This is a genomic window from Pseudomonas sp. TWR1-1-4 (assembly GCF_049897165.1).
Lineage (GTDB): Bacteria > Pseudomonadota > Gammaproteobacteria > Pseudomonadales > Pseudomonadaceae > Aquipseudomonas > Aquipseudomonas canadensis.
Genome location: NZ_JAFCVS010000001.1, coordinates 98,607 through 123,604 on the forward strand (window position 1 = coordinate 98,607; position 24,998 = coordinate 123,604).

Consider the following 24,998-nt stretch of genomic DNA (forward strand, 5'->3'; position numbering starts at 1 on the left):
TGAGTGGAACACCACGCTACGAGATGTGCGGCGAGAAAGACAATGCGCTGTTTTTATGGGGCCATTCCTACTCGGAATACCGGGCTAACCGGCAAAGCCACCCTTGTCTAAAAAGGCGCGCTCCTCCTCCGTGGTCTCTCGCGCCAACACGCCATTACGATGGGGAAAGCGCCCGAACTGCTCAATAATGCGCGCGTGCTCCTTGGCCCAATGGTAAGTGTTGGCGTCCAGTTGCTGGTTCAGGACCAGTGAGCGCTGCTGATCCGTCGAGTCTTCAGAATGTTCGAACGGCAGGTAGCAGAATGCGCGCAATGCCGGCTCGACCTGCTGATCCAATCCGGCATCGACCATGCGCCTCGCATACAAGCGAGCCAGAGGGTCGGTGGCGAACATATGGGCAGTGCCGCGAAAGGCGTTGCGCGGGTATTGGTCAAGCAGAATCAGCAGCGCCAAGGCCCCTTGCGCCGAGTCCAGCCAGTGCTCCAGTTCGCGCCGGGCGGCTTGCAGGTGGGTGGTGTGGAAGGTGTCGCGGAAAGTTGCGTCGAAGACCTCGTCCTTGGCGAACCAGCGTTTGGGGCCAGCGTGTTTCCAGAAGTCGAGGACGGATTGTGGAGTAGTCATGATGAGGGGCCTGCACAAACGATTTCACTGACAGTATCAGAATCCTTAGTGACGAATCGCGGCAACGCGGTAATTAATGTTATAGGATAACACCCCATTTCCGCCCTGCCCTGTGACCCTCGCCCATGACCGATGCTGTTCCCCTGCGCCAACGCCTGCTGTCCATCGATGCCCTGCGCGGCCTGGTGATCCTGTTTATGCTGCTTGACCACGTGCGCGAAACCTTCCTGCTGCACCGTCAGGTCAGCGACCCGATGACCATCGACAGCACCGAGCCTGCGTTATTTGCCAGCCGCACCCTCGCCCATCTGTGCGCGCCAGTGTTTGTGTTGCTCACGGGCTTGTCGGCCTGGCTGTACGGCCAGAAATACCAGGGCCGGCGCGATGTGTCGGCGTTCCTGTTCAAGCGTGGGCTGTTCCTGGTGGTGCTGGAATTCACCCTGGTCAACTTCGCCTGGACCTTCCAACTGCCGCCCGGCGTGATCTATATGCAAGTCATCTGGGCGATTGGCGTGAGCATGATCGCCCTTGCGGCGCTGGTGTGGTTGCCGCGCCCGCTGCTGATCGTGTTGGCAGTGGTGATCATTGCCGGGCACAACCTGCTGGATGGGCTGCACTTCGAGGCCGGTTCGGCACTGCATATTCCGTGGACAATCCTGCATGAGCGCAGTTGGATCGAAGTGGGCGAGTCGCTGCGCCTGCGCGTCACTTATCCGGTGCTACCGTGGATCGGTGTGATCGCCCTGGGCTACAGCCTCGGCCCCTGGTTTGCCAAAGACATGCAGCCGGCGCAGCGCCAGCGTTATCTGTGGCTGGGCGGTGCAAGTGCATTGATAGGGTTCGTGGTAGTGCGAGCGGTCAATGGGTATGGCGAAAAACCATGGCAAGCCTATGACAACGGCGTGCAAACCGTGATGAGCTTTTTCAACATCACCAAGTACCCGCCTTCGTTGTTGTTTCTGGCACTGACGCTGGGGATTGGGCTACTGCTGTTGCTGGCGTTCGAGAAGGCGGGAAGCAAGCGCTGGATCAGCATGCTCGCCACCTTCGGTGCAGCACCGATGTTCTTCTATCTGCTGCACCTGTACGTGCTGAAAATCCTCTACGTCGCATGTGTGGCACTGTTTGGCCTGAATCACGGCAACTACTTCGGCTTCGACGGTATGGGCGCCATTTGGCTGGTGGCGTTGCTGCTGCCGCTGGCGCTGTACGCGCCGGTCCATTGGTTCGCCGGGCTCAAGGCCCGGCGCCGCGACCTGGCCTGGCTCAAGTACCTGTAGAGGCTCGATCTATGCGTGAGTGGAGGTGAAAAGGTCCACTCATGTTGCGACCAGATGCACATAGAACGCGTGAAACATGAAATACGCACACACCGCCAGCGCCAGGCCCATGCAGCGGTTGAATACGGTAAACGCCGACGCCCCGTTGATCCGCCGTCCCAGCATCGCGCCAAGCAACGCATAGAGCCACGGCGCGCCAAACGCGCCAAAAGCCAGCAACGCCGACACCAGCGCAATCGACACCCCGGTGATATGCGCCGCCGGCAGCATGACGCTGGTGATCGGCAACACCGCCATGATGCCCTTGGGGTTGAGCAACTGGATCACCAGACCGTTCCAGAACGTGAGGGTCTTGGCCGGTGCGGTAGAGACTTTTTCATCGACCACCGTGCGCGCGGTGAACACCTGATAAGCCAGGTACAAGGTGTACACACCGCCAATCAACGAAATATAGGGCAACGCTGCCTGGGAAATGATCGCCTCGCCGGTGTAACCGAACAGCACGAACAACACCAGCATCGCGCAGCCCACGCCGATGAAAAACCCGGTGGACCGCCGGAACTGGCCGGTGAGCCCCGCGTTGAGTCCCATGAAATTCACGGGGCCGGGGCTGTACATGACGCTGAAGGCGTAAAGGAAGATGTCCATGGAAGACCTGCAGTAGAAAGAGTGTGGCGAGTCTACTGAGGGGAGATGGGGGGATTCTTGTATGTTTGTGGTTGGGCTGGATGGGGAGGCTGCGCATCCGAGCGGGAGCAAGCTCCCTCGCCACAGGTATAGTGTTTGCTGGATCCTTCAGGACAAAACCGGACATGGATGTATTCACCCAAGGCAGTTGCCTCTGCGGCGCAATCACTTATCACGTTTCGACGCCGCTCAAGGCCGTCACCCACTGCCACTGCAAAAAATGCCAGAAAGGCCATGGCGCTGCGTTCGCGACGTATGCCAGCGCGCGCCGATCAGAAGTGACGATCCGGGCTGTGCGTGACACGCTGAAAAGCTATGAATCTTCGCCAGGTATCACCCGTCAATTCTGCTCGGAATGCGGTTCATCGCTGTTCTGGAGCGACGCTGAAGGAAAGTATCCAGAGTGGATTTCGATCGCGCTGGGCACGCTCGATACCCCGTTCAAGGTAAAGAACCAGGCGCACAGTTGCATTGAGTCCAAGGCACCCTGGCTTGGTGGACAGTTCCTTTGAGTCCGCTCAACGCAAACGTCTCGATATGCAAACTGGAGCAGCTCCCGGTGCAGATCCGAGCCCTCGAAGCTCAGGCAGTCGCCGAAGGCTTCCGGTTCCTGACACGATTGATCACGGAGTGGGAAGACGGCTCCAATCGATTTGATCGGCCGGGCGAATGCTTTCTGGGAATGTTTTGTGATGGGCAGTTGATCGCCGTCGGCGGTCTTTCTTGTGATCTCGTCGCGGGATCAGGAGTTGGACGGCTTCGCCGGGTATACGTAGAACGTACTTACCGTGGGCGACAGGCTGGTAGGGCCTTGGTGGTGCAGCTACTGGAAAATGCTGCCGTGCATTTTCACAAAGTACGTCTGTCCACCGACACATCTGAGGCCGCAGCTTTTTATCTTCGATGCGGTTTTGAGCAGGTGGCTGATGACACCGCCACCCACGTAAAAATCTTGAAAAACGGCTGAAACGGATGCTGCCGGCTCCGCAACACACAATAAAATGGGGATCGTCGAGCTTCAGCGAGGCTACGATGGTGGTGTGTCAGCGGCATCTCTATCGGCAGTGCCGCCGTCATCGCGGCCTCGCTGGGGCTCGACGGCTCCCACAGTGGGTTTTGCAGTGCTTGAAAGGTCGTTACATCAACGGAATCGAGTAATTCACAAACACCCGATTCTGATCCTGGTCCCGCGCCACGTCACTGCGCGACACACCGTTGCGCCAGCCGAAGCCGACGTTCTTGAAGGTGCCGCTCTGCACCACGTAATCCAGCGCGATATCCCGCTCCCACTCGCTCGCGTCGTTGCCACTGGCGGTAAGGATGTGGTCGCCCTTCAGGTACATCACCGACGCCTTCAACCCCGGCACGCCGAGTGACGCGAAGTCATAGGCGTATTGCGCAAAAGCGGTGCGCTCGCCGGCCTGGATGAAAGTCTGCACGGTACGGTCGGTGTAGAGATACAGGCTGGAACCGCCCTCCCCTTTGTTCACCAGGCCGCCCTGGTTGAGTTGGGCGAAGTTGCTGTCGTCCGAGACCTGCTGGTACCCGGCGGTGATCGCGTGCGGGCCCAGGGAGTAGATGAATGCCGCGCTCCAGGTGTTGTTGTCGATTTCACCGGTGCCGTTCTTCGTATAGCCGCCGAGTTTGTAACCTTCGGCACGGCCGGCGGCGCTGCTGTTCTTGCCGTCGGCGGTAGTCTTGAAGTAGCGCAGGTCGGTTTTCAACGAGCCGTAGTCGCCCAGGGGCAATACGTGGATCAGCCCGGCGAAATGCTGTTGGTAATAGTCTTCGAGGTTGGCGTAGTAGTACTGGACCATCAGGTCCTTGGTCACCTGGTAATCGGCACCGGCGTAATTGAATTTGTTGCTTTCCTGGGTGCCGCCCGCCGCTGCCAGACCACTGCGGTCGCTGGAGCCACGGCCGGTGGTGTGTTGCAGTTGGCCGCCGATCAGGGTCAGGTTGTCGATGTCCTTGCTGGTGATTTGCCCACCTTCGAACGATTGCGGCAACAGGCGGCCGTCGTTGCTCACCAGGATCGGCAGGTTCGGCCGCAGGTAGCCGTAGCGCAGTTCGCTCTTGGCAAAACGGGCCTTGGCCGTGGCGCCGCCACGGGCCCAGTTGTCGGTGGCCTTGCCGTCGTCGTTGGGGATCATCGAGCTGCCCACGTGGCGGCCGGCACCGCTGTCCAGGGTGATGCCGAGCATGCCGATCGCGTCGAGACCAAAACCCACGGTGCCGTCGGTGAAGCCCGATTGATAGTTGAGGATAAACGCCTGGCCCCACTCTTCGGTCTTCGACGGTGCGGCGGTGCCATCCCGGTTGTCGTTGTTGAAGTAGAAATTGCGCAGGCTCAAGTTGGCTTTGCTGTCGCTCAAGAAATCAGCCGACGCCAAAGGGCTCAGGGCAACGCCCAGGCTGCCGGTCAACACGCTTAACACATTCAAAGTGGCTTTCATCACAACCTCAGTCAATTAACCCATGAGCGTCATAAAACGGATACGGCCCCGGGTAGTCCCCGAATACGCCGTTGTGGCTGATCAAACCCTGTTGCGCCTCCCAGCGATGCAACAGATAGCCCGCCGGCTCCAGGTTGAAATGCGCGGGCGCCGCTTCTTGTAGGTCCAACACGATCTGGTGCGAGGTGCCGGGGCACACACAACTCAAGCTGCCGCCAAAACGGCGTTGCATCGGCCGGTGCAAGTGCCCGCACAGCAGGCGCTCGACTTGCGGATGGCGGGCGACGACCTGCTCCAGCGCCGCCGCATTGATGAAGGGTTCGCGGTCCATATGGCCAATGCCGCTGATAAACGGCGGGTGATGCAAAATCAGTAAGGTCGGCGCATCCGGACGCAGGGACAATTGCGCGTCGAGCCACTGCAATTGGCTGTCGAGTAACTGGCCGCCGTGGCCGCCGGGGATGGTGGAGTCGAGACCGATCAGGCGCAGCGGATGCTCGTCCACTACCCAGTCCAACGGGCCCTCTGCGGACACAGGCAAATAGGCGTGATCCCGGAACGCCTCCAGCAACGGTGCGCGTGTGTCGTGGTTACCCGGCACCAAGTAGCACGGCATGTGCAGGCGGGCGAGTTCGGGGTGCAGCACCGCGTATTCATCGGCGCGGCCGAAGTCCACCAGGTCACCGCTGATCACCACGATATCGGGCTGCGGATGGCTGGCGTTCAGATGATCGACGGCGCGGCGCAGCGCGCCTAATGTATCGACAACCCCATAAGTAAGGCGCTGGCCGGCTTTAAGGTGCAGGTCGCTGATCTGCGCGACAAGAAACGGACGATTCACAGTAGATTCTCAAGCATTCAGGGTGAACAACATGTGTGGCGCAATCGCCAGGGCAATCGGCGCTCCGACGGCGTACAGCTGGTTGTCGCTGCTGTCGACCAGCAGCGGTTGCGGGCCGCCCACATCCACCAGCAAACGGCTTTGTGCGCCCTGGAAAAACTGCGCCAGCAGATGGCCGTGCAGGTGCCCTTCTCCCTCCATCACCTTCAGGTGTTCGGGACGGCAATAGACCGTGCTGGGCAGTTCGGCGGCCTGCCACGGCAACTCGCCGCCGCAAACTTTCAAGCCATGGGCCGAAGGCTCGATCACGGTGAAGGCATTGAGGTTGCCGACGAAGCCCGCGACGAAGGCGTTGGCGGGTTTCTGGTAGATGTCACGCGGGCTGGCCAGTTGTGCGACACGGCCGTGCTCCATGACCAGGATGCGGTCGCCCAGGGCCATGGCTTCGCCCTGGTCGTGGGTGACGAACACCGAGGTGATGCCAAGGCCGCGCAGCAGTTCATTCAGTTCGCTGCGCAGGCGTTCGCGCAATTGCGCGTCGAGGGCCGCCAAAGGTTCATCCAGCAACAGCACTTTCGGACGCGGCGCCAAGGCACGGGCCAGGGCCACGCGCTGACGCTGACCACCGGAGAGTTCATGGATGCTGCGCTTGCCGTGATGCTGCAAGCCCACCAGCTCAAGCAACTCGTCGCAGCGCTTGTTGCGCTCAGTCACCGACATCCCGCGAATCTTCAAGCCGTAGACGATGTTCCCCGCCACATCCAGATTGGGAAACAACGCGTAGTTCTGGAACACCATGCCGACATCGCGGCGCTCGATGGGCAGGCGCGTCACGTCCTGATCGCCAAACAACACCTGGCCCAGATCCGGGCGCTCCAGGCCGGCAATCAGGCGCAAGGTGGTGGTTTTGCCACAGCCGGACGGGCCGAGGATCGCCAGGGTTTCGCCGCCTTCGACGGTCAGGTTCAAGTCATGCACGGCCACGGTGCCGTCGGCGAACGCCTTGCGACAGCCTTGCAGGCGGATAGTGATAGCGGTCATCGACGCTCTCCACGGGACAAACGGGCACTGATGGCCTGCAGCGCAATCAACAGCGGCACGATCATCAGCAAAAAGATAAGGGTGTAGGCGCTGGCAATTTCCAGGCGCGCCGAGGCATAGCTGTCGGCCAGGCCCACGGGCAGCGTCTTGGTCATGGGGGTGTGGAGCATCCAGGTCAGGTTGAATTCACCCAGGGACAAGGTCACTACCATCAGCACACCGGCCAGGATTCCTGCGCGGCAGTTGGGTACCACCACACTGAAAAAGCGCTTGATGGGACCCGCACCGAGACTGGCCGCCGCTTCTTCCAGCACTGGCAGTTGCTGGCGTTGCATCACCGCCATCACCGGGCGTACCAGGAATGGCAAGGTGAACAGCACATGCCCGACCAGGATGAACACCCAACTGCTGCGAAAGCTGCCGAACTGGCCGTAGGTGAGCAGCAACGCCAACGCACTGGCCAACCCCGGCATCGCCACCGGCAGCACCATCAATTCTTCGAAGGCGCGGCTGAAGCGGTTGTTCATCCGCACCAGGGCGTAGGCCGCCGGCACGCCGATCACGCAGACACACACCGCGCAGGCCAGCGCCAATTGCAGCGACAACCACACGGTGGGCGAATAGGCCTGCCACACCTGGATCAGCCAATCGAAGGTCAAGCCACTGGACAGACCGACGAAGAAGTTGCGGGTCAAACCCGCCAGCAACGACATCAGCACCGGCACCAACATGAAGGCGCACACCAGCAGGGTGAACAGCAGTTGCAGCACAAACAACGATGAGCGCTTCACAGCACAGTCCCCGCGTTTTTCACCAGGCGCCGCGTGAGCAGCAACACGGCCCAGGTCACCGCGCCGAGCACCACCGACAGCGCGGCAGCCACGGCAAAGTTGGCGTAGTTGGTGAATACGTTGTAGATCGCCACCGGGGTGACATTCAGTCGCGTGCCCAAGGTAAAGGCCGTGCCGAAGGCGCCCATGGACGTGGCAAAACAGATCGCCCCGCAGGACGCCAATGCGGGCGCCAGGCCCGGCACGATCACGTCGCACACCACGCGCCAATGCCCGGCGCCCAGGGAGTGCGCAGCTTCTTCCAGGCTACGATCAAGGCTCTCGCAAGCGGCCATCACCGTGAGGATCACCCGTGGAATCGAGAAGTACAGGTAGCCCACGAACAGCCCTGCCAACGAGTAGGCAAAGATCCATCGTTCACCGGCCAGTTGCAGGCCCAGTGAGGCCAGCAAACCTTGACGCCCTGCCAGCAGAATCACCAGGAAGCCCACCACCACACCGGGAAAGGCCAAAGGAAAAGTGAGCAACGCCACCAGTGCCGAGCGCCCGAAAAACTGGTGCCGGGCGAGGAACACGCCGCTGATGGCGCCGATCACCAGCGCCACCAGCGTCACCACCACGGCCAGGACCAGCGTTTGCCCAAGGCTGCCCAGGTACTGCGCGCTGCTGAGCACCTGCCAGTAACCGCTGCCGTTGCTGTCGCGGCTCTCGGCGCCGAGCACCATCAAGTGCGCCAGCGGCAGCAGCCAGAACGCGAGCAGCACCGCAAAGGCCGGGGCCAACGCCCAGGCGGCATGTTTTGCCGATGCTGCCACTTACTTGACCTCGTTCAGGTAACGGGCGGCGAAGGCTTCCTGCACTGCGGCCATTTTTTCGTAGTCCATCACCCCGGCGCGGGCATAGTCGCTGTCGGGCAGGAACTGTGCGGCCACGTCAGCCGGCATTTTCATCGGGCGCACTGGGCGCAGGTAGGCCTTGGCCCAGAGTGCCTGGCCTTCGTCCGACAGCACGAAGTCGAGGACCTTTTGCGCATTGGCGCGGTGTGGCGCGTTGGCGACCAGGCTCATCACGTAAGGCACGCTGATGCTGCCTTCCTTCGGGATCACAAAGTCGACGTTGGCTTTGTCTTTGTAGCGCGCGCGGTAGGCGTTGAAGTCGTAGTCCACCAGGATCGGCAACTCACCGGACAGCACCCGCGCATAGGCGGTTTGCTTGGGCACGATGGGCGCGTTCTTCGCCAACTTCTGGAAGTAGTCGATGGCGGGGGCGAAGTTGTCGAGGTCGCCGCCCAGTGCGCGGTTGATCGCCACGGCCGACACGTAGCCAACGAAGGCGCTGGAGGGATCGAGGTAACCGACCATGCCTTTGTACTCAGGCTTGAGCAGATCGGCCCAGCTTTGCGGCACCGGCAAACCACCGAGCGCGTCGACGTTGACCATGATGCCCAAGGTGCCGGAGTGGATCGCGAACCAATGGCCGGCCGGGTCCTTGAGGCCAGCGGGGATCTGGTCCCAGGCCTTGGGTTTGTAGGTGTCGACCACCTCGGCTTTTTGCGCCTGCAGGCCGAAGGTCACGCCGTAGTAAACGACGTCAGCGACCGGGGCGGCTTTTTCCGCCACCAATTGCGCCAGCGACTGGCCGGAGTTCTTGTTGTCCAGCGGCACCTGCACGCCTGTGCTGGCAGCGATGGCCTTGAGCTGGGTGCCCCAGTCGGCCCAGTCCGGCGGGCAGTTGTAGCAGATCGCGGTTTCGGCGGCCCGGGCCAGGCTGGCCGCACCGCACAGCAGCACGGCTGCCAGGGTTTTACTGAGTGCGCGCATCAAGGGTTTCCTCGTGGGGTTGAGTACTGTCGCCCGGCCGGATATGGCAAGGCAGGCAATGGGACGTCGGGGCGTTGCCGGCGATTTGCGCCAGCAGTTGGTCAATCACGGTGCTGGCCAGCAAGGCGATGGGTTGCACCACGCTGCACAGGGTTGGGTGCAGCTGGGTGCCGAGGCTGATGCCGTCGAAGCCCATCACCGACAGCTGTTCGGGCACGTTCCAGGCGTTGCGGCGCAGTTCGGCGATCAGGCTGATTGCCAGGAAATCGTTGGAGCACACCAGTGCGGTGGGTGCTTCGGCGCCCTGCAGAAAAGGTGCGATGGCGGTGAATTCGGCCTGGGTGTGAGCCGGCATTTCAATCACCGGGCGGGGGTCGAGAGCGTATTCGCGCATTGCATCGCAATAACCGGCGTAGCGCAGGCGGGCACGGTCGGATTGCAGCGCAGGGCCGGCGACCATGCTGATGCGTCGATGGCCGGCTTCCAGCAGATAACGCGTGGCCAGGGCCATGCCTGCGCGGTTGTCCACCGACACGGCGCTGTAGTTGGGGTTGCTCGGTTGGTGATAAGCCAGCACGAATGGGGTTTGTTCGGTGTTCAAGCTGCTGAGCACGCTGTTGCTCTCGGCATCAGTGACCGTCAGCACCAGGCCATCGACGCGCTGGCGCAACAATTCTTCCACCACAATGCATTCGCGTTCGCTGCTGTAGTCGGTAGTCGCCAGTAACAGGCTGTAGCCCCGCGCCCGGGCGGCGCGCTCCATGGCCTGGAATTGTTCAGCAAACACCGGATTGAGCAGATTGGGCACCACCACGCCAATCAACTGGGTGGTTTGCAGGCGCAGTTGGCGGCCCAGCAGATTGGGGCGAAAACCCAGCTCACGGGCGGCGGCGAACACCTGCTCCCGGGTAGTCGGGCGCACCTGGTCGGGAGAAGCAAAAGTGCGGGCGGCGGTGGCGCGGGATACGCCCGCCAGCCGGGCTACGTCTTTCAGGTCAGTCATTGTCACTCGCTTGAGATCGATCTCATTGGCGAGGACAGTAGCGGGGGAATGTGGCAGTTCAGTGCCGAGAACATGACGATTTGATGTCATCCAAGGACTGCTGCTATGCACCTGTGGTGAGCGGGCTTGCCCCGCGCTGGGTGGCGAAGCCACCCCAATAAGGACGTCGCGCAGCTCCAGAAAAATCGTGGTGCCTGGATTTAGGGCGGCTTCGCCCCCCAGCGCGGGGCAAGCCCGCTCACTACAAAAAAACGGTGTCAGCCCCTGAACAGTCACACTCCAGCGCTACGCTCGTAAACCAAGGGCAGCAAAATCCGCCCACTAACCTTTCGATTCGATCCAAGTGCGGGCACAATGCGTGTCCTTTTTTGGCAGGCACCGCCGCAGGCTCTCAAAAATGATCAAAACGCCGTACTACCTCATCGATAAACAGAAGCTTCTGGTCAACATGCAGAAGATTGCTTACGTGCGCGAACAGTCCGGCGCCAAGGCGTTGCTGGCGCTCAAGTGCTTTGCCACCTGGTCGGTGTTCGACCTGATGCAGCAATACATGGACGGCACCACCTCGTCGTCGCTGTATGAGCTCAAGCTCGGCCGCCAGAAGTTCGAAGGCGAGGCACACGCCTACAGCGTGGCCTGGGCCGACGATGAAATCGAAGAGATGCTGGATAACTGCGACAAGATCATCTTCAACTCGATCAGCCAGCTGCAGCGTTTTGCCGAACGTTCCGAGGGCAAGACCCGTGGCCTGCGCGTCAACCCACAGGTGAGCAGCTCCGACTACCTGCTGGCCGACCCGGCGCGTCCGTTCAGCCGTTTGGGCGAATGGGACCCCGTGAAGATCGAAGGCGTGATCGAACAGATCTCCGGCTTCATGTTCCACAACAACTGCGAGAACGGCGATTTCAGCCTGTTCGACAAAATGCTCGGCACCATCGAAGAACGCTTCGGCGCGCTGCTGCACAAGGTCGAGTGGGTCAGCCTCGGCGGCGGCATCCACTTCACCGGTGAAGACTATGCGGTGGACGCGTTCTGCGCGCGCCTGAAGGCGTTCTCCGAAAAGTACGGGGTGCAGGTGTACCTGGAACCCGGCGAAGCGGCGATCACCAACAGCGCCTCCCTGGAAGTCACCGTGCTCGACACCCTCTACAACGGCAAGCACCTCGCCGTCGTGGACAGCTCCATCGAAGCCCACCTGCTGGACCTGCTGATCTACCGCCTCAACGCCAAGCTGGCGCCAAGCGACGGTGAACACACCTTCATGGTGTGCGGCAAATCCTGCCTGGCCGGGGACATCTTCGGCGAGTATCAATTTGATCGTCCGCTGGCCATCGGCGATCGGCTGTCGTTCATCGACACCGCAGGCTACACCATGGTCAAGAAAAACTGGTTCAACGGCCTGAAAATGCCGTCCATCGTAGTGAAACAACTCGACGGTACAGTCGAGGTGGTTCGTGAATTTGGTTACGACGACTACCTGTCCAGCCTTTCGTAAGCTGGCGGATAAAGGAGAGATAAAGCAATTGAAAAAGAACGTTCTTATCATTGGTGCAGGAGGTGTCGCCAAGGTGGTGGCCCACAAGTGCGCGCAGCACAACGACGAACTCGGTCGTATTGCTATCGCGTCGCGCAACATCTCCAAATGCCAGGCCATCATCGACAGCGTCAAGGCCAAGGGTAGCCTCAAGATTCCCGCCGACATCCAAGCCTTCGCGCTGAACGCCCTGGACGTGGAAGCGACCAAGGCCCTGATCCGCGAGACCGAATCGCAGATCGTCATCAACGTGGGTTCCGCGTTCCTCAACATGTCGGTGCTGCGCGCCTGCATCGACACGGGCGTTGCCTACCTCGATACCGCCATCCACGAAGAGCCGGGCAAGGTCTGCGAGACCCCGCCGTGGTACGGCAACTACGAATGGAACCACCTGGAAGAGTGCAAACAGAAGAACATCACCGCCATCCTTGGCGTGGGCTTCGACCCAGGTGTCGTCAACGCGTATGCCGCGCTGGCGCAGCAACAGCATTTCGACCGCATTGATTCGATCGATATTCTCGACGTCAATGCCGGCTCCCATGGCAAATACTTCGCCACCAACTTCGACCCGGAAATCAACTTCCGCGAGTTCACCGGACAGGTATGGAGCTGGCAGAACAGCCAGTGGACCAGCAACACCATGTTCGAAGTCAAACGCACTGATGACCTGCCGGTCGTCGGTTCGCAGAACCTCTACCTCACCGGCCACGATGAAGTGCACTCACTGTCGAAAAACCTCGACGTGCCCAACGTGCGTTTCTGGATGAGCTTCGGCGAGCACTACATCAACGTGTTCACCGTGCTGAAAAACCTCGGCCTGCTCTCCGAAAAGCCGGTCACCACCGCCGAAGGCCTGGAAGTCGTGCCGTTGAAACTGGTCAAGGCCGTGCTGCCCGACCCGTCTTCGCTCGCCCCTGGCTACACCGGCAAGACCTGCATCGGTGACCTGGTCAAAGGCACCAAAAATGGCCAGCCCCACGAGATGTTCATCTACAACGTGGCCTGCCATGAAGAAGCCTTTGCCGAAACCGACAGCCAGGGCATCTCCTACACCGCAGGCGTGCCACCCGTGGCCGCTGCGCTGCTGGTTGCCCGTGGCGAGTGGGATGTGAAGCACATGGCCAACGTCGAGGAACTGCCGGCCGAGCCGTTCCTGAAAGCGCTGGATGTGATGGGGTTGCCGACTCGCATTAAAGACGAGAACGGTGATCGGGCTTGGGATGCGATTGCCTGATAAGCGCTCGCTGACCAAAAAAATGCGCTCCTAGGGGCGCATTTTTTGTTTTGGGCACACACGGCCACTGTAGGAGCCGGCTTGCCGGCGATTTCGTTGGGTCAGTAACAAATGCATCAGCTGACACACCGCTTTCGCCGGCAAGCCGGCTCCTACAGTGATTTGCGGCGGATGTGAGAGTGGAGTTATTCGAGGTTCCGTGCCGAATTGCTCAACGCCCGCGAACACTGCAACAACGCCGGCGCCAGCTGCCGCTCGGCATCCGCCCTGCCCCACCGACTGGTCGGCGCCACCACATGCACCGCCGCCACGGGTCGGCCATTGGCGCCCAGCACTGGCGCACCGATGGTCATATCGCCCAGGAACAGCTCCTGGCCATTCACCGCGTAGCCCTGCTCGCGCACCTGTTGCAACGATTCCAGAATCTGCCCGACGTCAGTCAACGTCTGGCTGGTGTGCGCAATGCGCTGGCTGTTTTCAATCAACACCAACGCCTCCTCCTGCGGCAACGCGCTCAAATACGCCCTTCCCGACGCCGTGCAATACATCGGCACCCGCGAACCAATCGGCATGTGCACCGGCACAAACCCTGAGCTGACGAAACGCGCGATATAGGTCATGTCGTAGCCCGCAGGCTCGGTGAGGCATGACGTCTCGCCGGTCAACCGCGTCAGCTCCGACAGAAACGGGTTGGCCACTTCGATCAACGAATGCGCATCCAGGTAACTGAAGCCCAACTCCAGCACCCGGGGTGTGAGTTGGTAATGCCGTGTGCGGGAGTGTTTCCGAAGGTAACCCAGGCTTTCCAGGGTAAACACCATGCGCTGGGCCGAGCTTTTGGTCATGCCGGCGGCTTCGGCCACCTCTGCAAGGCTCATGCTACGGCGCTGCGCGCTGAATGCCTTGAGTACCGACAGGCCTTTTTCCAGGGATTGGTTGTGCAGACTGTTGCGTTCTTCGGACATGGCGGACTCGCGGTCAGGTCGATCAGGCGTGGCGATATTTCTACCTTAAATGACAAAAATAGACCATTAAAAATCGCATATCGATACGACTGGTTCATTTTTTTTATTTTTGATAGCTAATATCGATTTTTATCAATCGAAATGGCACAGAGCTTGCGATTTCATCAATAACCGCTCGCGGTACTGACGATCCGTTTTCCTTCTGGAGTAACCCGATGAACAGTCTTTCGCCCTTGTTTCGCCGCCTTGCCTTCGGTTTGTGCGCCGCCTTTTGTGTCAGCGCCGCGCACGCAGACAGTGCGTCCTCGTACAAAGTCGGTGCAACGGCCAGTGGCTCGCCGTTTACCTTCCTCGACATCAAGAGCAACAGTATCCAGGGCGTGATGGTCGATGTGGCCCAGGCCCTGGGCAAGGCTGGCGGGTTCACCAGCCAGATCGAGCAGACCAACTTCGCCGCGCTGATCCCCTCCCTCACGTCCGGCAAGCTCGACTTCATTTCCGCCGGCATGCTCAAGACCGAAGAGCGCACCAAGGTGGTCGACTTCAGCGCCCCGGTGTATGCCTACGGTGAAGGCCTGATCATCAATGCCGACGACAACACGGCCTACCCCGACCTCACGCCCCTCAGGGACCAAGTGGTCGGCGTGCAGGCCGGAACCGTCTTCTACGACCAGTTGAACAAGCTCGGCATCTTCAAGGAAATCCGCACCTACGACTCCATCGGCGAGATGGTCCGCGACCTGTCCCTGGGCCGCATCAAGGCCGCCGTGGGAGACCAGCCCGTGGTTGCCTACCAGATCCGCCAGAAACTGTTCAAAGGCGTGAAACTGGCCCCCGACTACAAGCCTACCAACGTCGGCGAAGTGTGCCTGGTGGTGCGCAAGGGCGATGCGCAAACCCTCGAACGCTTGAATATAGCCATCGCCAGCATCAAGGCAGATGGCACCCTCGACAGCATCCTCAAGAAGTGGGGACTTGATACCCAGGTGCGTCCATGAACCCGGCCGAGTTCCTGCAAAACGCCCAGGACTTCTTGCCGATCCTGCTGCAAGGCGCCTGGGTGACTATCCAGATTACCGTCCTGTCGTTCCTGCTCAGCAGCGCGATCGGCCTGGTGCTGGCGTTGCTCAAGCTGTCGCCGATCCGCACGCTGTCGTGGACAGCCAGCACCATCATCAACGTGATCCGTGGCCTGCCGATCATTGTGCAGCTGTTCTACATCTACTTTGTGCTGCCGGACATGGGCGTGCACCTCACCGCGTTCTACGCAGGCGTGATCGGCATGGGCATCGCTTACTCGGCGTACCAGGCCGAGAACTTCCGCACCGGCATCATTGCCGTCGAACAGGGCCAGCGTGAAGCCGCCGAAGCCTTAGGGATGCGCTCGGCGCTGATGATGCGTCGGGTGATCCTGCCGCAAGCGTTTCGCATCGCCCTGCCGCCGTATGGCAACACCCTGGTGATGATGCTCAAGGACTCGTCGCTGGTCTCCACCATCACCGTCGCCGAGATGACCCGCCAGGGCCAGCTGATTGCGTCGTCGACCTTCCAGAACATGACCGTCTACACCCTGGTCGCCCTGCTCTACCTGCTGATGAGCCTGCCGCTGGTGTATGGCCTGCGTCGCATGGAACAGCACCTGGGCCGGAGGAAAAAAGCATGATCGAGATTCGCCAACTGCAAAAACACTACGGCAGCCACCGCGTGCTGCACGGTGTCGACCTGGACGTGGCCAAGGGTGAAGTGGTGTGCCTGATCGGCCCCTCGGGCTCGGGCAAATCCACCCTGCTGCGCTGCATCAACGCGCTGGAGGCCTATGACGGCGGACACATCCACGTGTTCGGCGAAACCGTGCAGCGCGGCAGTAAGACCGTGCACGCCCTGCGCAGCCGCATGGGCATGGTGTTCCAGCGCTTCAACCTGTTCCCCCACCGCACCGTGCTGGAAAACGTCATGGAAGGCCCGGTGTACGTCAAAGGCGAACCTGCGCAACAGGCCCGTGAGGAAGCCTTGGTGCTGCTGGAAAAAGTCGGGCTGAGCGCCAAGGCCGACGCTTACCCGGAACAACTCTCCGGTGGCCAGCAGCAACGCGTGGCCATCGCCCGCGCCCTGGCGATGAAACCCGAGGCGATGCTGTTCGACGAACCCACCTCCGCCCTCGACCCGGAACTGGTGGGCGATGTGCTGGCGGTGATGCGCACCCTCGCCGACGAAGGCATGACCATGATCGTGGTCACCCACGAAATGGGTTTTGCGCGGGAAGTGGCCGACCGCGTGTGCTTCCTGCACGGCGGCTACATCGTCGAAAGCGGCGCAGCTGAACAGGTGCTGGGCAATCCGCAGCATCCGAGGACCCAGGACTTCCTACGGCGGGTGCTGCACCCCACTGGCGATACGCGGAGCCTGTCATGAAGTCATTGTGGTCAGCGACCGCGCCTTCGGTGGTGCGGACACCTGCGTTGAGCGAGTCGGTGAAGGTGGATGTGGCGATTGTCGGGGCCGGCTATACAGGCTTGTCGACGGCGCTGCATTTGGCCGAGCGTGGCGTGAGCGTGTGTGTACTGGAAGCTAACGAACCGGGTTGGGGTGCGTCCGGGCGCAACGGTGGGCAGGTCAACCCGACGCTCAAATATGACCCGGAGCAACTGGTCCAAATGTACGGATCGGCGCGCGCAGAGCCATTGATCTCGACTATTTCGAGTTCGGCCGACCTGGTGTTCAAGCTGATCGAAAAGCACGGCATCGATTGCGCGCCGGTACGCAAGGGCTGGATGCAGGTGTCGTACAGCGAAAAAGGCGTCGCCGGGTTGCACGTGCGGGCAGATCAGTGGGCCCGGCGGGGTGTGCCGGTGCAGCGGTTGGATGCAGCAGCGGTGGCTTCGCGGATGGGCAGTGACGCCTTTGCCGGTGGCTGGCTGGACGGCCGGGCCGGGGCGATTCAGCCGTTGGCGTATGCTCGTGGGTTGGTCGGTGCGGCGTTGGCGGCGGGTGCAAGGATTCATGGACAGAGTGCGGTGACGGGGTTGCAGCGTCAGGGGTCCGGCTGGCAATTGCAGACCGCCTCCGGGGCGCAGGTGACCGCCGACCAAGTGGTACTCGCGACTAATGGATACAGCGGCAACCTGTGGCCGGGCATGGCGCAAAGCATCCTCGCTGCGAACAGTTTCATCGTCGCCACCAAGCCTTTGACGGGGCACGCGGCCGAAAGTATTTTGCCGGGCCAGGAAACCGTTTCCACCGCACAAAGGCTGCTGCTGTACTTTCGCAAAGACAGCCATGGGCGCTTGCTGATGGGCGGACGCGGGCTGTTCAACGATCCCACTTCGCCCACGGATTTTGCTCATCTGGAGCGTTCGTTGGCACTGCTGTTTCCGCAGTTGGGGCCATTGGAATTCGAATACCGTTGGGCTGGGCGTATCGCAATCACCCGCGACTTCATGCCCCATGTCCACGAACCGGCACCGGGGCTCACGTTGGCACTGGGTTGCAATGGCCGTGGGATTGCGCTGTGTACCAGCCTTGGACAGCAATTGGCGGGACGGTTGTGTGACGGCAAGGCAGAGTTTGCCTACCCGGTGACGGCGTTGCAGCGCTTGCCGATGCATGGGTTGCAGCGGTTTTATATTGGGGCTGGGGTGGCTTGGTACAGCCTGCTGGATCGGTTGAACATCGGTTGAATCGCCAAATACTCTAAAGAACTGTCAACACTCACAGGTTACCCAACCCACACACTCCGCTAGTCTGAGCCAGTCGAGCTCATTTCTCGACTGGCCCCCCGTTCACCATGCGCGAAAGGAATCGTCCATGAACCCGCAAAAAAACGCCTACAACCTGCCGGTACGCGTGGTCGGGCTGGTGTATAGCCTCGGTTGCTACTTGGTTTTCCTGGTCACATTCCTTTACCTGATTGGCTTCGTGGGTAGCATCGCGGTGCCCAAGAACATCAACGATGGGCCACTCATCGACTGGCCACTGGCAGCATTAGTCGATGGTTTGCTGGTTATCCTGTTTGGTCTCCAGCACAGTCTGATGGCGCGTAAAAGCTTCAAGAGCCGGCTGACCGCACTCATTCCGACGGCGGCTGAACGTTCCACCTATGTGTTGCTCAGCAGTCTGGTACTGGGGGTGATGTTCTGGCTGTGGTACCCCATCAACTTCCCGGTATGGCGTGTCGAAATACCTTGGGCCAGTGCCTTGATAACGGGGCTGTTCTGGATGGGATGGGCCATTGTCTTACTGGCGACGCTGTTGATCAGCCATTTCGAACTGTTCGGGCTCAAGCAAGCAATTGACCGCTGGCGCGACACAACGCAACACGCGCCCGTGTTCAGGGCCCCACTGTTGTACAAGCTCGTTCGTCACCCGCTGTACCTAGGGTTCCTGATTGCCTTCTGGGCTACGACTGACATGACGGTCGGGCATTTACTGTTCTCGATGGGCCTGACGGTCTATCTCTTTATCGGTGCTTACTTTGAAGAGAGGGACCTGGTGGTGTTGTTTGGTGATAGGTATCGGCAGTATCAGGGAGAGACCAGCATGATTTTGCCGGTGCCGAAGAGACGGTCCAAGGGACGGAACACAGACACTTAATCGCCCCTGAGCCCCCCTGTGGCGAGGGCGCTGGGCATCTGCCGTCTGCTGGAAGGTGTGCAACTTTTAGTGAACAAGGCATTGGATGACGCTCATCCAACCGCCTGAACGTAGACGACATAAGGCGCCTGAGCTATCTTCGGACGCCTTATCGATCGACCCGGAACAGGAAGTTACCGCTTGAGCATGTCGTCCCTACTGCGAAGCCGCACCTTTGCCCTCTTCGCAGGCATCGCCTTTATTGCCATAGACCAACTCGTCAAACTACTGGCCTTGGTTTCACTGCAGGCCAACAGCTTCAAATTCGGCGCCAGCCCAATCAACCTCGCGCTGGAACTGAGCCTGAACCCAGGCGCCTTCCTCAGCCTGGGCGCTGCACTACCGGCGCAGGTCAAACAGCTGATCTTTATCGTGGGTGTGGCGGTCGTGGTGGCTTGGGCGATGGGGTGGTCACTTTCCAACTGGAGCCAACCGCTGCGTAAAGTCTTGCCGCTGTACGCAATTGCGTTGGGCGGTATCGCCAACCTGATCGACCGCGTCTTTCGTGACGGGCATGTCGTCGACTACATGGTGTTGAATGTAGGGCCGACACATACCGGCGTGTTCAATATTGCTGATATCGCAATTACGGCCGGCGCCTTGTTTTTGATGCTCGATCTGTTCGTAAAACCACGCAAAGCCTGATGACCTGGGGAATTCAGGGCAACTGCCACAAATTCCCCGCTCTCAAAACACCGACCACCCAATCCGCTCACTCAACAACTCCAACGCTTTCATTCCCGCCAGCGAGTTCCCCGCCGCGTTCAACTCCGGTGACCACACGCACACCGTAAACTGCCCCGGCACCACCGCGACGATCCCGCCCCCTACCCCGCTCTTGCCCGGCAACCCCACGCGATAGGCAAAATTGCCCGCCTCGTCATACAGCCCGCTGGTGGCCATGATCGAGTTGACTTGTTTAGTCTGGCGCGCGGTGAGGATCTGCTCGCCGCTGTGAGCGCTCACGCCTTCGTTGGCCAGGAAGCTGAACGCCCGCGCCAGATCCAGGCAGCTCATCTGCAACGCGCAGTAGTTGAAGTAACTATGCAACACCGCATCCACATCGTTGTGGAAGTTACCGAACGACTTCATCAGATACGCCATGGCCGCGTTGCGCGCACCGTGTTGCGCCTCGGATTCCGCGACGATGCTGTTGACCAGGATCTGCGGGTTGCCCGACAGGCGCCGGACGAAATCACGCATCGACAAGATCGGCACGGCGAAGCGCGATTGGTTGATGTCGCAGATCACCAGCGCGCCGGCATTGATGAACGGGTTACGCGGGCGGCCGCGTTCAAATTCAAGCTGCACCATGGAGTTGAACGGCTGCCCGGAAGGCTCGTGGCCCAGGCGTTCCCAGATGGTTTCGCCGCCGTGGTCGATGGCTTGCACCAGGCTGAACACCTTGGAAATGCTCTGCACCGAGAACAATGTATCGGCGTCACCGGCGCGGTAGGCGGAGCCGTCGTTGCCGTACACGGCGATGCCGATCTGGTTGGCGGGTACATCGGCGAGCGCGGGGATGTAGTCGGCGACTTTGCCGAGGCCGATCAGTGGACGAACTTCGTCAAGGATCGAGTCCAGCAGCGCCTGCATGTCTTGTCCTGTCATCTGTTTTTGAATCAGTGATAAGCGGGGCGCGGAGGATACTTCAATGCGCGCGGAAGCCCCACACAATCTCTACCACCCGCTCGGCCACCACCAGATACACGAGGATCAACAACAGCTGTAGCGCCAAGTGATAACGCAGCTTGGCCAATCGACGGATGCCATCGCTGACGTTCAACAGCATCAACAGCGTCGACAGCACAATCAACCCCCAGCCGGCCACGCTGGAGGCAAACACCCCGATAAACAGGTCCTGGTGGCCCACGAGCGTGTTGGTCCCCGCCGCAAACAACAGCGCACACACCAGCAGGTTTTTCACGTTGTCGAAAATCTGTGTGCTCAGATCGTTTTCCAGCAAGTCCAAATACCGCTTCCATAACGTGTGCATGGGTAAGTACCGGGTAGGGATCGCTCGTCAATCAAAGTAGTCCAATTGCCCGTACACTGCACCGCTGCGCTTACCCTATGAGGACTTCTGCATGAAATTGATGATCGGCCTGGCCGCCCTGCTGTTGGTATCGGCTTGCACCACGACCGCGCCCACCACGCCACCCGCCCAAGACTCCGCTGCGTCGACGTGCCTGGCTGGCGGCGGCACCATGAAGCAAGTCGGCAAGTTGCAGAGCTGGAAGTGCATCACGCCGTACAAGGATGCAGGCAAGGCGTGTACCGACTCTAGTCAGTGTGATGGCGAGTGCCAGACCAGTGTCACCACCCAAACTGGCAATGGCCCGGTGACAGGCGCGTGCCAGGTAGATAACAGCCACTTCGGCTGCTCGGCGACGGTGGAAAAAGGCAAGCTCGGCCGAGCGATTTGCGTGGATTGAGTCTCGCCACCGATCGAACTGTGGGAGCTGGCTTGCCTGCTCCCACAAGAGGTCTGTAGCGCTGCTTAGAAATGCGCCACATCCGACACCTGCTCATCCAGCACATCCCGCGCCAGCGCCCAGGCGCGATCCTTGGATTCCACCACCAGCAGCGGGTAGCCCCAGGCCTTGCCGAACATTACGGCAAACGGCTTGAGTGCCAGGCGTTGCGCGGGGCTGGGCTCGACTTGGATCATACCTTTGACGTAGGTGCGCAACGCCTGCTTGTTTTTCTTCATCCAGATCGACGCTTGCTTGCGCTCCTCATGAGAATGTTCGTGGTTGTTCTCATCCACGGACTTCTCGTGCAGCAACAGGAAGGGTTTCTGACGGGCCAGCAGGCTTTCGAAGACCAGGAAGGCATCCTCCGGCCCGCCCTCGTTGGGCGCGTCGAAGACGATTTTCACCACTGGGAATGTTGAGCTGTCGAGTCGCATGGCAAATCTCCTTGTTGAGAATGTATCTCACTATAACGACCACCCCACTAGACGGCATTGCACAGAATAGCCAGAATGTTTCGCAATTCAGCCAAGCTTGAAGCCGCCATGCAACGCCACCGTCTCGATCAACGTGACCCCTCCAGAGTCAAGGACGCCGACCTGCTCCCGCGTGCAGTGATCGCCGTGAGCGCCACCAGCACGTCCGAGAGCTGGGAGCATGCCCCGCATTCCCATCGCAAGGGCCAGTTGATGTACACCCTGCGCGGGGTGATTCATTGTCAGATCGAGGCCGGCATCTGGATCGTGCCGCCCCAGTGCGCGCTGTGGATTCCCGGCGGCATGTCCCACGCCGCACGCGGCTCCGGCGAAGCGCAGGTGTATTGCCTGTTGATCGACCCGGACGCCGCCGGCGCCCTGCCCCCGCAATGCTGCACACTGTCGGTGTCCGGCCTGTTGCATGAACTGATCAGCAAGGCCGTAAGCTTCCCGCCGATGTACGAAGAGGACGGCGCGCAGGGCCGCCTGATCCGCACGCTGCTGGACGAACTGGCCCAGGCGCCCATCGAGGACCTGCACCTGCCAATGCCCCAGGACCCGCGCTTGCGGCGCCTGGCCGACAGCCTGCTGGCCGCCCCCGGCGATAAGGCCACCCTCGGCCAGTGGGCCGTGCGCATCGGCATGAGCGAGCGCAGCATGACCCGCCTGTTGCTGGAAGAATTTGGCCTGAGTTTCGGGCGTTGGCGCCGGCAGTTGCATGTGATCCTGTCACTGCAACGCCTGGCCAGGGGCGACAGTGTGCAGCGGGTCGCCCTGGACCTGGGCTATGAGAACGCCAGCGGCTTCATCACCATGTTCCGCAAGGCGGTGGGCCAGCCGCCAGCACGTTACCTGGCCGATCGCGCCGGAGCGTCAAAGGCCAACGCCGCCGCGACCATTGCCTTGCACGCGCTACAGACGCCAGATCAGCGCTGAACCGGAATGCGAATATCACCGCCGCGACACTGGGTCTTCATACTTTTGGGGCAGCCGGCAAAGCGCAGCTCCTTACTCAGGCACACCCGCACTTCGGACAGCACCTTGCCCTTGCAGATCACAGCCACACTGTGATCGCCCATGGCTGGGTTGCTCTGGCGGAACAGCCGTTCGATGTCCTGTGCCTCAAGGTAACTGGGCACATTGAAGGGCTGCAGTTGCTGCGGAATCTGCACCGTGGCCAGCGCTGCGTCGGTTGCTTCCAGGTAACGCGTGGGCCCCAAGCCGCTGCACGTGCCGTGTTTGGCCCACTCATGCTTGAGCAACGCCTGTGTGGGAAACATCAGCGCGCCCTTGGCCATGTCGTCGGCCGACAACCGCGATTGCGGGTCGCACGACGCCGGCCACCCGCCACGGGCGTACTGCGGCCATAACCCGTGCAATACAAAGCCGTAGCCTTTACCTGTGCATTGCTCGTTGTTCGGGTGCGTCAAGCAGAACGTGGGCGACCACGACAGAGACAACACATAAAAATCAAAATCCCCTGCCGGGCGTTGCTCACGTGGCGCAGCCATTGCACTGGTGGCTATGACCAGCCACACCATCATCCAGTATCTCATCCGTCTATTCCTCGAAAAAACAGAACCCTATCGCACCTACCCAGGATGATGGGGGTTACGTTGTAGCACCTTGTCGAGGATCCGATCGGTCTTCAACGCCTCGATCGCTTGGGAAGGGTGTTCGGCTTCCCCGCGAATATGGGCATTCATGGCCAGCACGTGATGCCACTGGATATGCGCGTGGCAAGGCACCTCCAGCACTTCGTCCACCTCGCCTTCAAGGCGCAGCGGCTGGTCTTCGAATACGGCAAAAGTGATGCGCCCCTTGCTGCCGATCAGCTCGACCTTGTCTTCGCGGCGGTCGGCGACAAAGTTCCAGCAGCCCATGCCCAGCGCGCCGGACGCGAACGTCCAGCAGGCAGTCACCGCATCCTCGGCGGCGTAGCGCCCGGCCTGTCGCGCGGTGAAGCCCGAGACCTCGACGATATCCCCGGCCAGGTACTGGAACAGGTCAAACCCGTGGCTGGCCAAGTCGGCAAAGTAACCACCACCGGCGATGAGCGGGTCGGTGCGCCAATTGGCGGCACTGGCATCGTCGGCGCCTGGTGGCTTGCACAGGGTCCAGGTCAGGTGGCGCAGTTGGCCGATGCGCCCGTCCTGCAGCCACTGACGCACCTGCTGGAAACGCGGCAGCGAGCGGCGGTAATACGAGACAAACAGATGCAGGCCGGCACGCTCGAAGGTGCGCTGCATCAATGCACTTTGCTCGGCATTCAACGCCATCGGCTTTTCGACACAGCAGTGCTTGCCCGCGGCGGCCACCATCAGGCTGTACTCGAGGTGGCTGTCGGGTGGCGTGGCGATATACACCGCATCCACTTCGGGATCATTGATCAGGGCCTGAGCGTCGGTGTAGAAGCGGGCAATGCCGTGGCGTGTCGCATAATCGCGCACCGCTTCTTCACGACGCCCCATCACGGCCACCAGCGCAGAACCTGGCGCTTTGTAGAAAGCGGGTCCACTCTTCAATTCAGTGACACTGCCACAGCCGATCATGCCCCAGCGTACGGTGCTCATCTGCTCTCCTCATGCGTTTTGATCAATCGGGCAGTATCCACAACCCCACACGTCAGCGCCATAACCACTTAGCATGACAATTGCATTACACTTTTATGACACTCATCCCGCTGCGGGGGCACAGACGATGAAAATACGGGCCACGGTCATTTGCGAACACGAGGGGCATATCCTCTTCGTGCGCAAGGCCAGATCGAAATGGGCGTTGCCGGGCGGCAAGGTCGAACGCAATGAGCGACCGGTTGGTGCGGCTGAACGCGAGCTGGAAGAAGAAACCGGATTGAATGTGGACGGCTTGTTGTACTTGCAGGAGTTGAAAGCCCGCGACACTGTCCATCACGTGTTCGAAGCGTCGGTGGTGAACATCGCCGATGCAAAACCTTGCAATGAAATAATCGACTGCCAGTGGCACCCCTATGGCGCCATGGATGATCTGGACACCACCGACGCCACCCGACACATCGTTAAATCCTTTCTACGTCGCCTGTAGTTCAGCGCTTTGGCCACTGGCCAACAGACCTCGCTTCACCCCGCCATTCTCTTTCTGCCGTTCGACAAAGGACCTGACGAACG

At 60.6% G+C, this 24,998-nt stretch carries 29 protein-coding genes and 1 pseudogene; 15 read left to right on the plus strand and 15 right to left on the minus strand.

Annotated elements, in window-relative coordinates:
* Positions 1-84: 84 nt before the first annotated feature.
* Positions 85-621: a DUF924 family protein gene (locus ACP7C6_RS00435; protein WP_122684739.1), complete on the minus strand. Its 537-nt coding sequence runs from the start codon at positions 619-621 to the stop codon at positions 85-87.
* A 125-nt stretch (positions 622-746) separates the two neighbouring features.
* On the opposite strand from ACP7C6_RS00435, the gene ACP7C6_RS00440 reads away from it, so the two are divergent.
* The gene (locus tag ACP7C6_RS00440; protein ID WP_426108041.1) at positions 747-1,901 is read left to right on the plus strand and encodes a DUF1624 domain-containing protein; all 1,155 of its coding nucleotides are present in this window, start codon (positions 747-749) and stop codon (positions 1,899-1,901) included.
* A 39-nt stretch (positions 1,902-1,940) separates the two neighbouring features.
* Here ACP7C6_RS00440 and ACP7C6_RS00445 read toward each other — a convergent pair whose 3' ends face one another.
* Entirely contained in the window at positions 1,941-2,549 is a 609-nt protein-coding gene (locus ACP7C6_RS00445) for a LysE family translocator (protein WP_068935847.1), read from the minus strand.
* Between the two features lie 164 nt (positions 2,550-2,713).
* On the opposite strand from ACP7C6_RS00445, the gene ACP7C6_RS00450 reads away from it, so the two are divergent.
* Together ACP7C6_RS00450 and ACP7C6_RS00455 are read left to right on the plus strand one after the other, a co-directional pair.
* Entirely contained in the window at positions 2,714-3,100 is a 387-nt protein-coding gene (locus tag ACP7C6_RS00450) for a GFA family protein (RefSeq protein ID WP_083351464.1), read from the plus strand.
* Positions 3,097-3,555 (plus strand): GNAT family N-acetyltransferase, encoded by a 459-nt coding sequence (locus ACP7C6_RS00455; RefSeq protein WP_426108044.1) that lies wholly within the window; start codon positions 3,097-3,099, stop codon positions 3,553-3,555. Before ACP7C6_RS00450 ends, ACP7C6_RS00455 begins: the two co-directional genes overlap by 4 nt.
* 169 nt (positions 3,556-3,724) lie before the next feature.
* On the opposite strand, the gene ACP7C6_RS00460 is transcribed toward ACP7C6_RS00455, so the two are convergent.
* From ACP7C6_RS00460 to ACP7C6_RS00490, 7 genes are read right to left on the minus strand one after another with little or no spacing between them, the layout of a single operon-like run.
* Positions 3,725-5,044, minus strand: coding sequence for an OprD family porin (locus ACP7C6_RS00460; RefSeq protein WP_068935842.1), 1,320 nt, complete (start codon positions 5,042-5,044; stop codon positions 3,725-3,727).
* A 7-nt stretch (positions 5,045-5,051) separates the two neighbouring features.
* On the minus strand, positions 5,052-5,885 hold the full coding sequence (locus ACP7C6_RS00465; RefSeq protein WP_068935840.1) for a phosphodiesterase: 834 nt from the start codon (positions 5,883-5,885) through the stop codon (positions 5,052-5,054).
* Positions 5,886-5,894: 9 nt separating this feature from the next.
* Complete coding sequence (locus ACP7C6_RS00470; RefSeq protein WP_338567643.1) at positions 5,895-6,926, minus strand: ABC transporter ATP-binding protein; 1,032 nt, start codon at positions 6,924-6,926, stop codon at positions 5,895-5,897.
* A complete protein-coding gene (locus ACP7C6_RS00475) occupies positions 6,923-7,717 on the minus strand; it encodes an ABC transporter permease (RefSeq protein WP_028616543.1) in 795 nt (264 codons plus the stop codon). The genes ACP7C6_RS00470 and ACP7C6_RS00475 overlap by 4 nt, the downstream gene beginning before the upstream one ends.
* Positions 7,714-8,532, minus strand: coding sequence for an ABC transporter permease (locus ACP7C6_RS00480; protein ID WP_426108048.1), 819 nt, complete (start codon positions 8,530-8,532; stop codon positions 7,714-7,716). Before ACP7C6_RS00480 ends, ACP7C6_RS00475 begins: the two co-directional genes overlap by 4 nt.
* Complete coding sequence (locus ACP7C6_RS00485; protein ID WP_426108050.1) at positions 8,533-9,537, minus strand: ABC transporter substrate-binding protein; 1,005 nt, start codon at positions 9,535-9,537, stop codon at positions 8,533-8,535. It abuts the gene before it with no gap.
* The gene (locus ACP7C6_RS00490) at positions 9,521-10,540 is read right to left on the minus strand and encodes a LacI family DNA-binding transcriptional regulator (protein WP_426108052.1); all 1,020 of its coding nucleotides are present in this window, start codon (positions 10,538-10,540) and stop codon (positions 9,521-9,523) included. The genes ACP7C6_RS00485 and ACP7C6_RS00490 overlap by 17 nt, the downstream gene beginning before the upstream one ends.
* Positions 10,541-10,937: 397 nt before the next feature.
* Here ACP7C6_RS00490 and ACP7C6_RS00495 point away from each other — a divergent pair, with 397 nt between their 5' ends.
* Together ACP7C6_RS00495 and ACP7C6_RS00500 are read left to right on the plus strand one after the other, a co-directional pair.
* Positions 10,938-12,035 (plus strand): carboxynorspermidine decarboxylase, encoded by a 1,098-nt coding sequence (locus ACP7C6_RS00495; protein ID WP_028616547.1) that lies wholly within the window; start codon positions 10,938-10,940, stop codon positions 12,033-12,035.
* A gap of 28 nt (positions 12,036-12,063) precedes the next feature.
* A complete protein-coding gene (locus ACP7C6_RS00500; protein WP_028616548.1) occupies positions 12,064-13,308 on the plus strand; it encodes a saccharopine dehydrogenase family protein in 1,245 nt (414 codons plus the stop codon).
* Positions 13,309-13,493: 185 nt separating this feature from the next.
* On the opposite strand, the gene ACP7C6_RS00505 is transcribed toward ACP7C6_RS00500, so the two are convergent.
* Positions 13,494-14,273 (minus strand): IclR family transcriptional regulator, encoded by a 780-nt coding sequence (locus ACP7C6_RS00505; RefSeq protein ID WP_426108055.1) that lies wholly within the window; start codon positions 14,271-14,273, stop codon positions 13,494-13,496.
* Positions 14,274-14,488: 215 nt separating this feature from the next.
* On the opposite strand from ACP7C6_RS00505, the gene ACP7C6_RS00510 reads away from it, so the two are divergent.
* From ACP7C6_RS00510 to ACP7C6_RS00540, 7 genes and pseudogenes are all read left to right on the plus strand, one after another.
* Positions 14,489-15,271 carry an ABC transporter substrate-binding protein gene (locus tag ACP7C6_RS00510; RefSeq protein WP_305381294.1) on the plus strand — a complete coding sequence of 261 codons (783 nt, stop codon included), beginning with the start codon at positions 14,489-14,491 and terminating at the stop codon, positions 15,269-15,271.
* Entirely contained in the window at positions 15,268-15,936 is a 669-nt protein-coding gene (locus ACP7C6_RS00515; RefSeq protein ID WP_028616551.1) for an amino acid ABC transporter permease, read from the plus strand. The genes ACP7C6_RS00510 and ACP7C6_RS00515 overlap by 4 nt, the downstream gene beginning before the upstream one ends.
* Entirely contained in the window at positions 15,933-16,685 is a 753-nt protein-coding gene (locus ACP7C6_RS00520) for an amino acid ABC transporter ATP-binding protein (protein WP_028616552.1), read from the plus strand. Before ACP7C6_RS00515 ends, ACP7C6_RS00520 begins: the two co-directional genes overlap by 4 nt.
* The gene (locus ACP7C6_RS00525) at positions 16,682-17,950 is read left to right on the plus strand and encodes an NAD(P)/FAD-dependent oxidoreductase (RefSeq protein ID WP_028616553.1); all 1,269 of its coding nucleotides are present in this window, start codon (positions 16,682-16,684) and stop codon (positions 17,948-17,950) included. Before ACP7C6_RS00520 ends, ACP7C6_RS00525 begins: the two co-directional genes overlap by 4 nt.
* Before the next feature lie 127 nt (positions 17,951-18,077).
* Positions 18,078-18,863: a methanethiol S-methyltransferase gene (gene mddA / locus ACP7C6_RS00530; RefSeq protein WP_426108058.1), complete on the plus strand. Its 786-nt coding sequence runs from the start codon at positions 18,078-18,080 to the stop codon at positions 18,861-18,863.
* Positions 18,864-18,890: 27 nt separating this feature from the next.
* Positions 18,891-18,971 (plus strand): annotated as a pseudogene (locus ACP7C6_RS00535) (DUF6124 family protein); the annotation flags it as partial.
* Positions 18,972-19,043: 72 nt separating this feature from the next.
* The gene (locus tag ACP7C6_RS00540; protein WP_311892718.1) at positions 19,044-19,547 is read left to right on the plus strand and encodes a signal peptidase II; all 504 of its coding nucleotides are present in this window, start codon (positions 19,044-19,046) and stop codon (positions 19,545-19,547) included.
* Between the two features lie 42 nt (positions 19,548-19,589).
* On the opposite strand, the gene glsB is transcribed toward ACP7C6_RS00540, so the two are convergent.
* Together glsB and ACP7C6_RS00550 are read right to left on the minus strand one after the other, a co-directional pair.
* On the minus strand, positions 19,590-20,498 hold the full coding sequence (gene glsB / locus ACP7C6_RS00545; RefSeq protein ID WP_028616557.1) for a glutaminase B: 909 nt from the start codon (positions 20,496-20,498) through the stop codon (positions 19,590-19,592).
* A 55-nt stretch (positions 20,499-20,553) separates the two neighbouring features.
* Positions 20,554-20,898: a hypothetical protein gene (locus tag ACP7C6_RS00550; RefSeq protein ID WP_028616558.1), complete on the minus strand. Its 345-nt coding sequence runs from the start codon at positions 20,896-20,898 to the stop codon at positions 20,554-20,556.
* A 91-nt stretch (positions 20,899-20,989) separates the two neighbouring features.
* On the opposite strand from ACP7C6_RS00550, the gene ACP7C6_RS00555 reads away from it, so the two are divergent.
* Entirely contained in the window at positions 20,990-21,337 is a 348-nt protein-coding gene (locus tag ACP7C6_RS00555; protein WP_028616559.1) for a hypothetical protein, read from the plus strand.
* Positions 21,338-21,402: 65 nt separating this feature from the next.
* Here the strand turns inward: ACP7C6_RS00555 and ACP7C6_RS00560 are convergent, their stop codons facing one another.
* Positions 21,403-21,813 (minus strand): hypothetical protein, encoded by a 411-nt coding sequence (locus ACP7C6_RS00560; protein ID WP_236318990.1) that lies wholly within the window; start codon positions 21,811-21,813, stop codon positions 21,403-21,405.
* Positions 21,814-21,921: 108 nt separating this feature from the next.
* Between ACP7C6_RS00560 and ACP7C6_RS00565 the strand changes: the two genes are divergently transcribed.
* The gene (locus tag ACP7C6_RS00565) at positions 21,922-22,788 is read left to right on the plus strand and encodes an AraC family transcriptional regulator (RefSeq protein ID WP_032864164.1); all 867 of its coding nucleotides are present in this window, start codon (positions 21,922-21,924) and stop codon (positions 22,786-22,788) included.
* Here the strand turns inward: ACP7C6_RS00565 and ACP7C6_RS00570 are convergent.
* Positions 22,779-23,408 (minus strand): ribonuclease T2 family protein, encoded by a 630-nt coding sequence (locus ACP7C6_RS00570; protein ID WP_426108062.1) that lies wholly within the window; start codon positions 23,406-23,408, stop codon positions 22,779-22,781. The genes ACP7C6_RS00565 and ACP7C6_RS00570 overlap by 10 nt on opposite strands.
* A 36-nt stretch (positions 23,409-23,444) precedes the next feature.
* Entirely contained in the window at positions 23,445-24,425 is a 981-nt protein-coding gene (locus tag ACP7C6_RS00575; RefSeq protein WP_021491604.1) for a Gfo/Idh/MocA family protein, read from the minus strand.
* Between the two features lie 127 nt (positions 24,426-24,552).
* On the opposite strand from ACP7C6_RS00575, the gene ACP7C6_RS00580 reads away from it, so the two are divergent.
* Positions 24,553-24,915: an NUDIX hydrolase gene (locus tag ACP7C6_RS00580; RefSeq protein ID WP_095016581.1), complete on the plus strand. Its 363-nt coding sequence runs from the start codon at positions 24,553-24,555 to the stop codon at positions 24,913-24,915.
* Positions 24,916-24,998 lie beyond the last annotated feature (83 nt).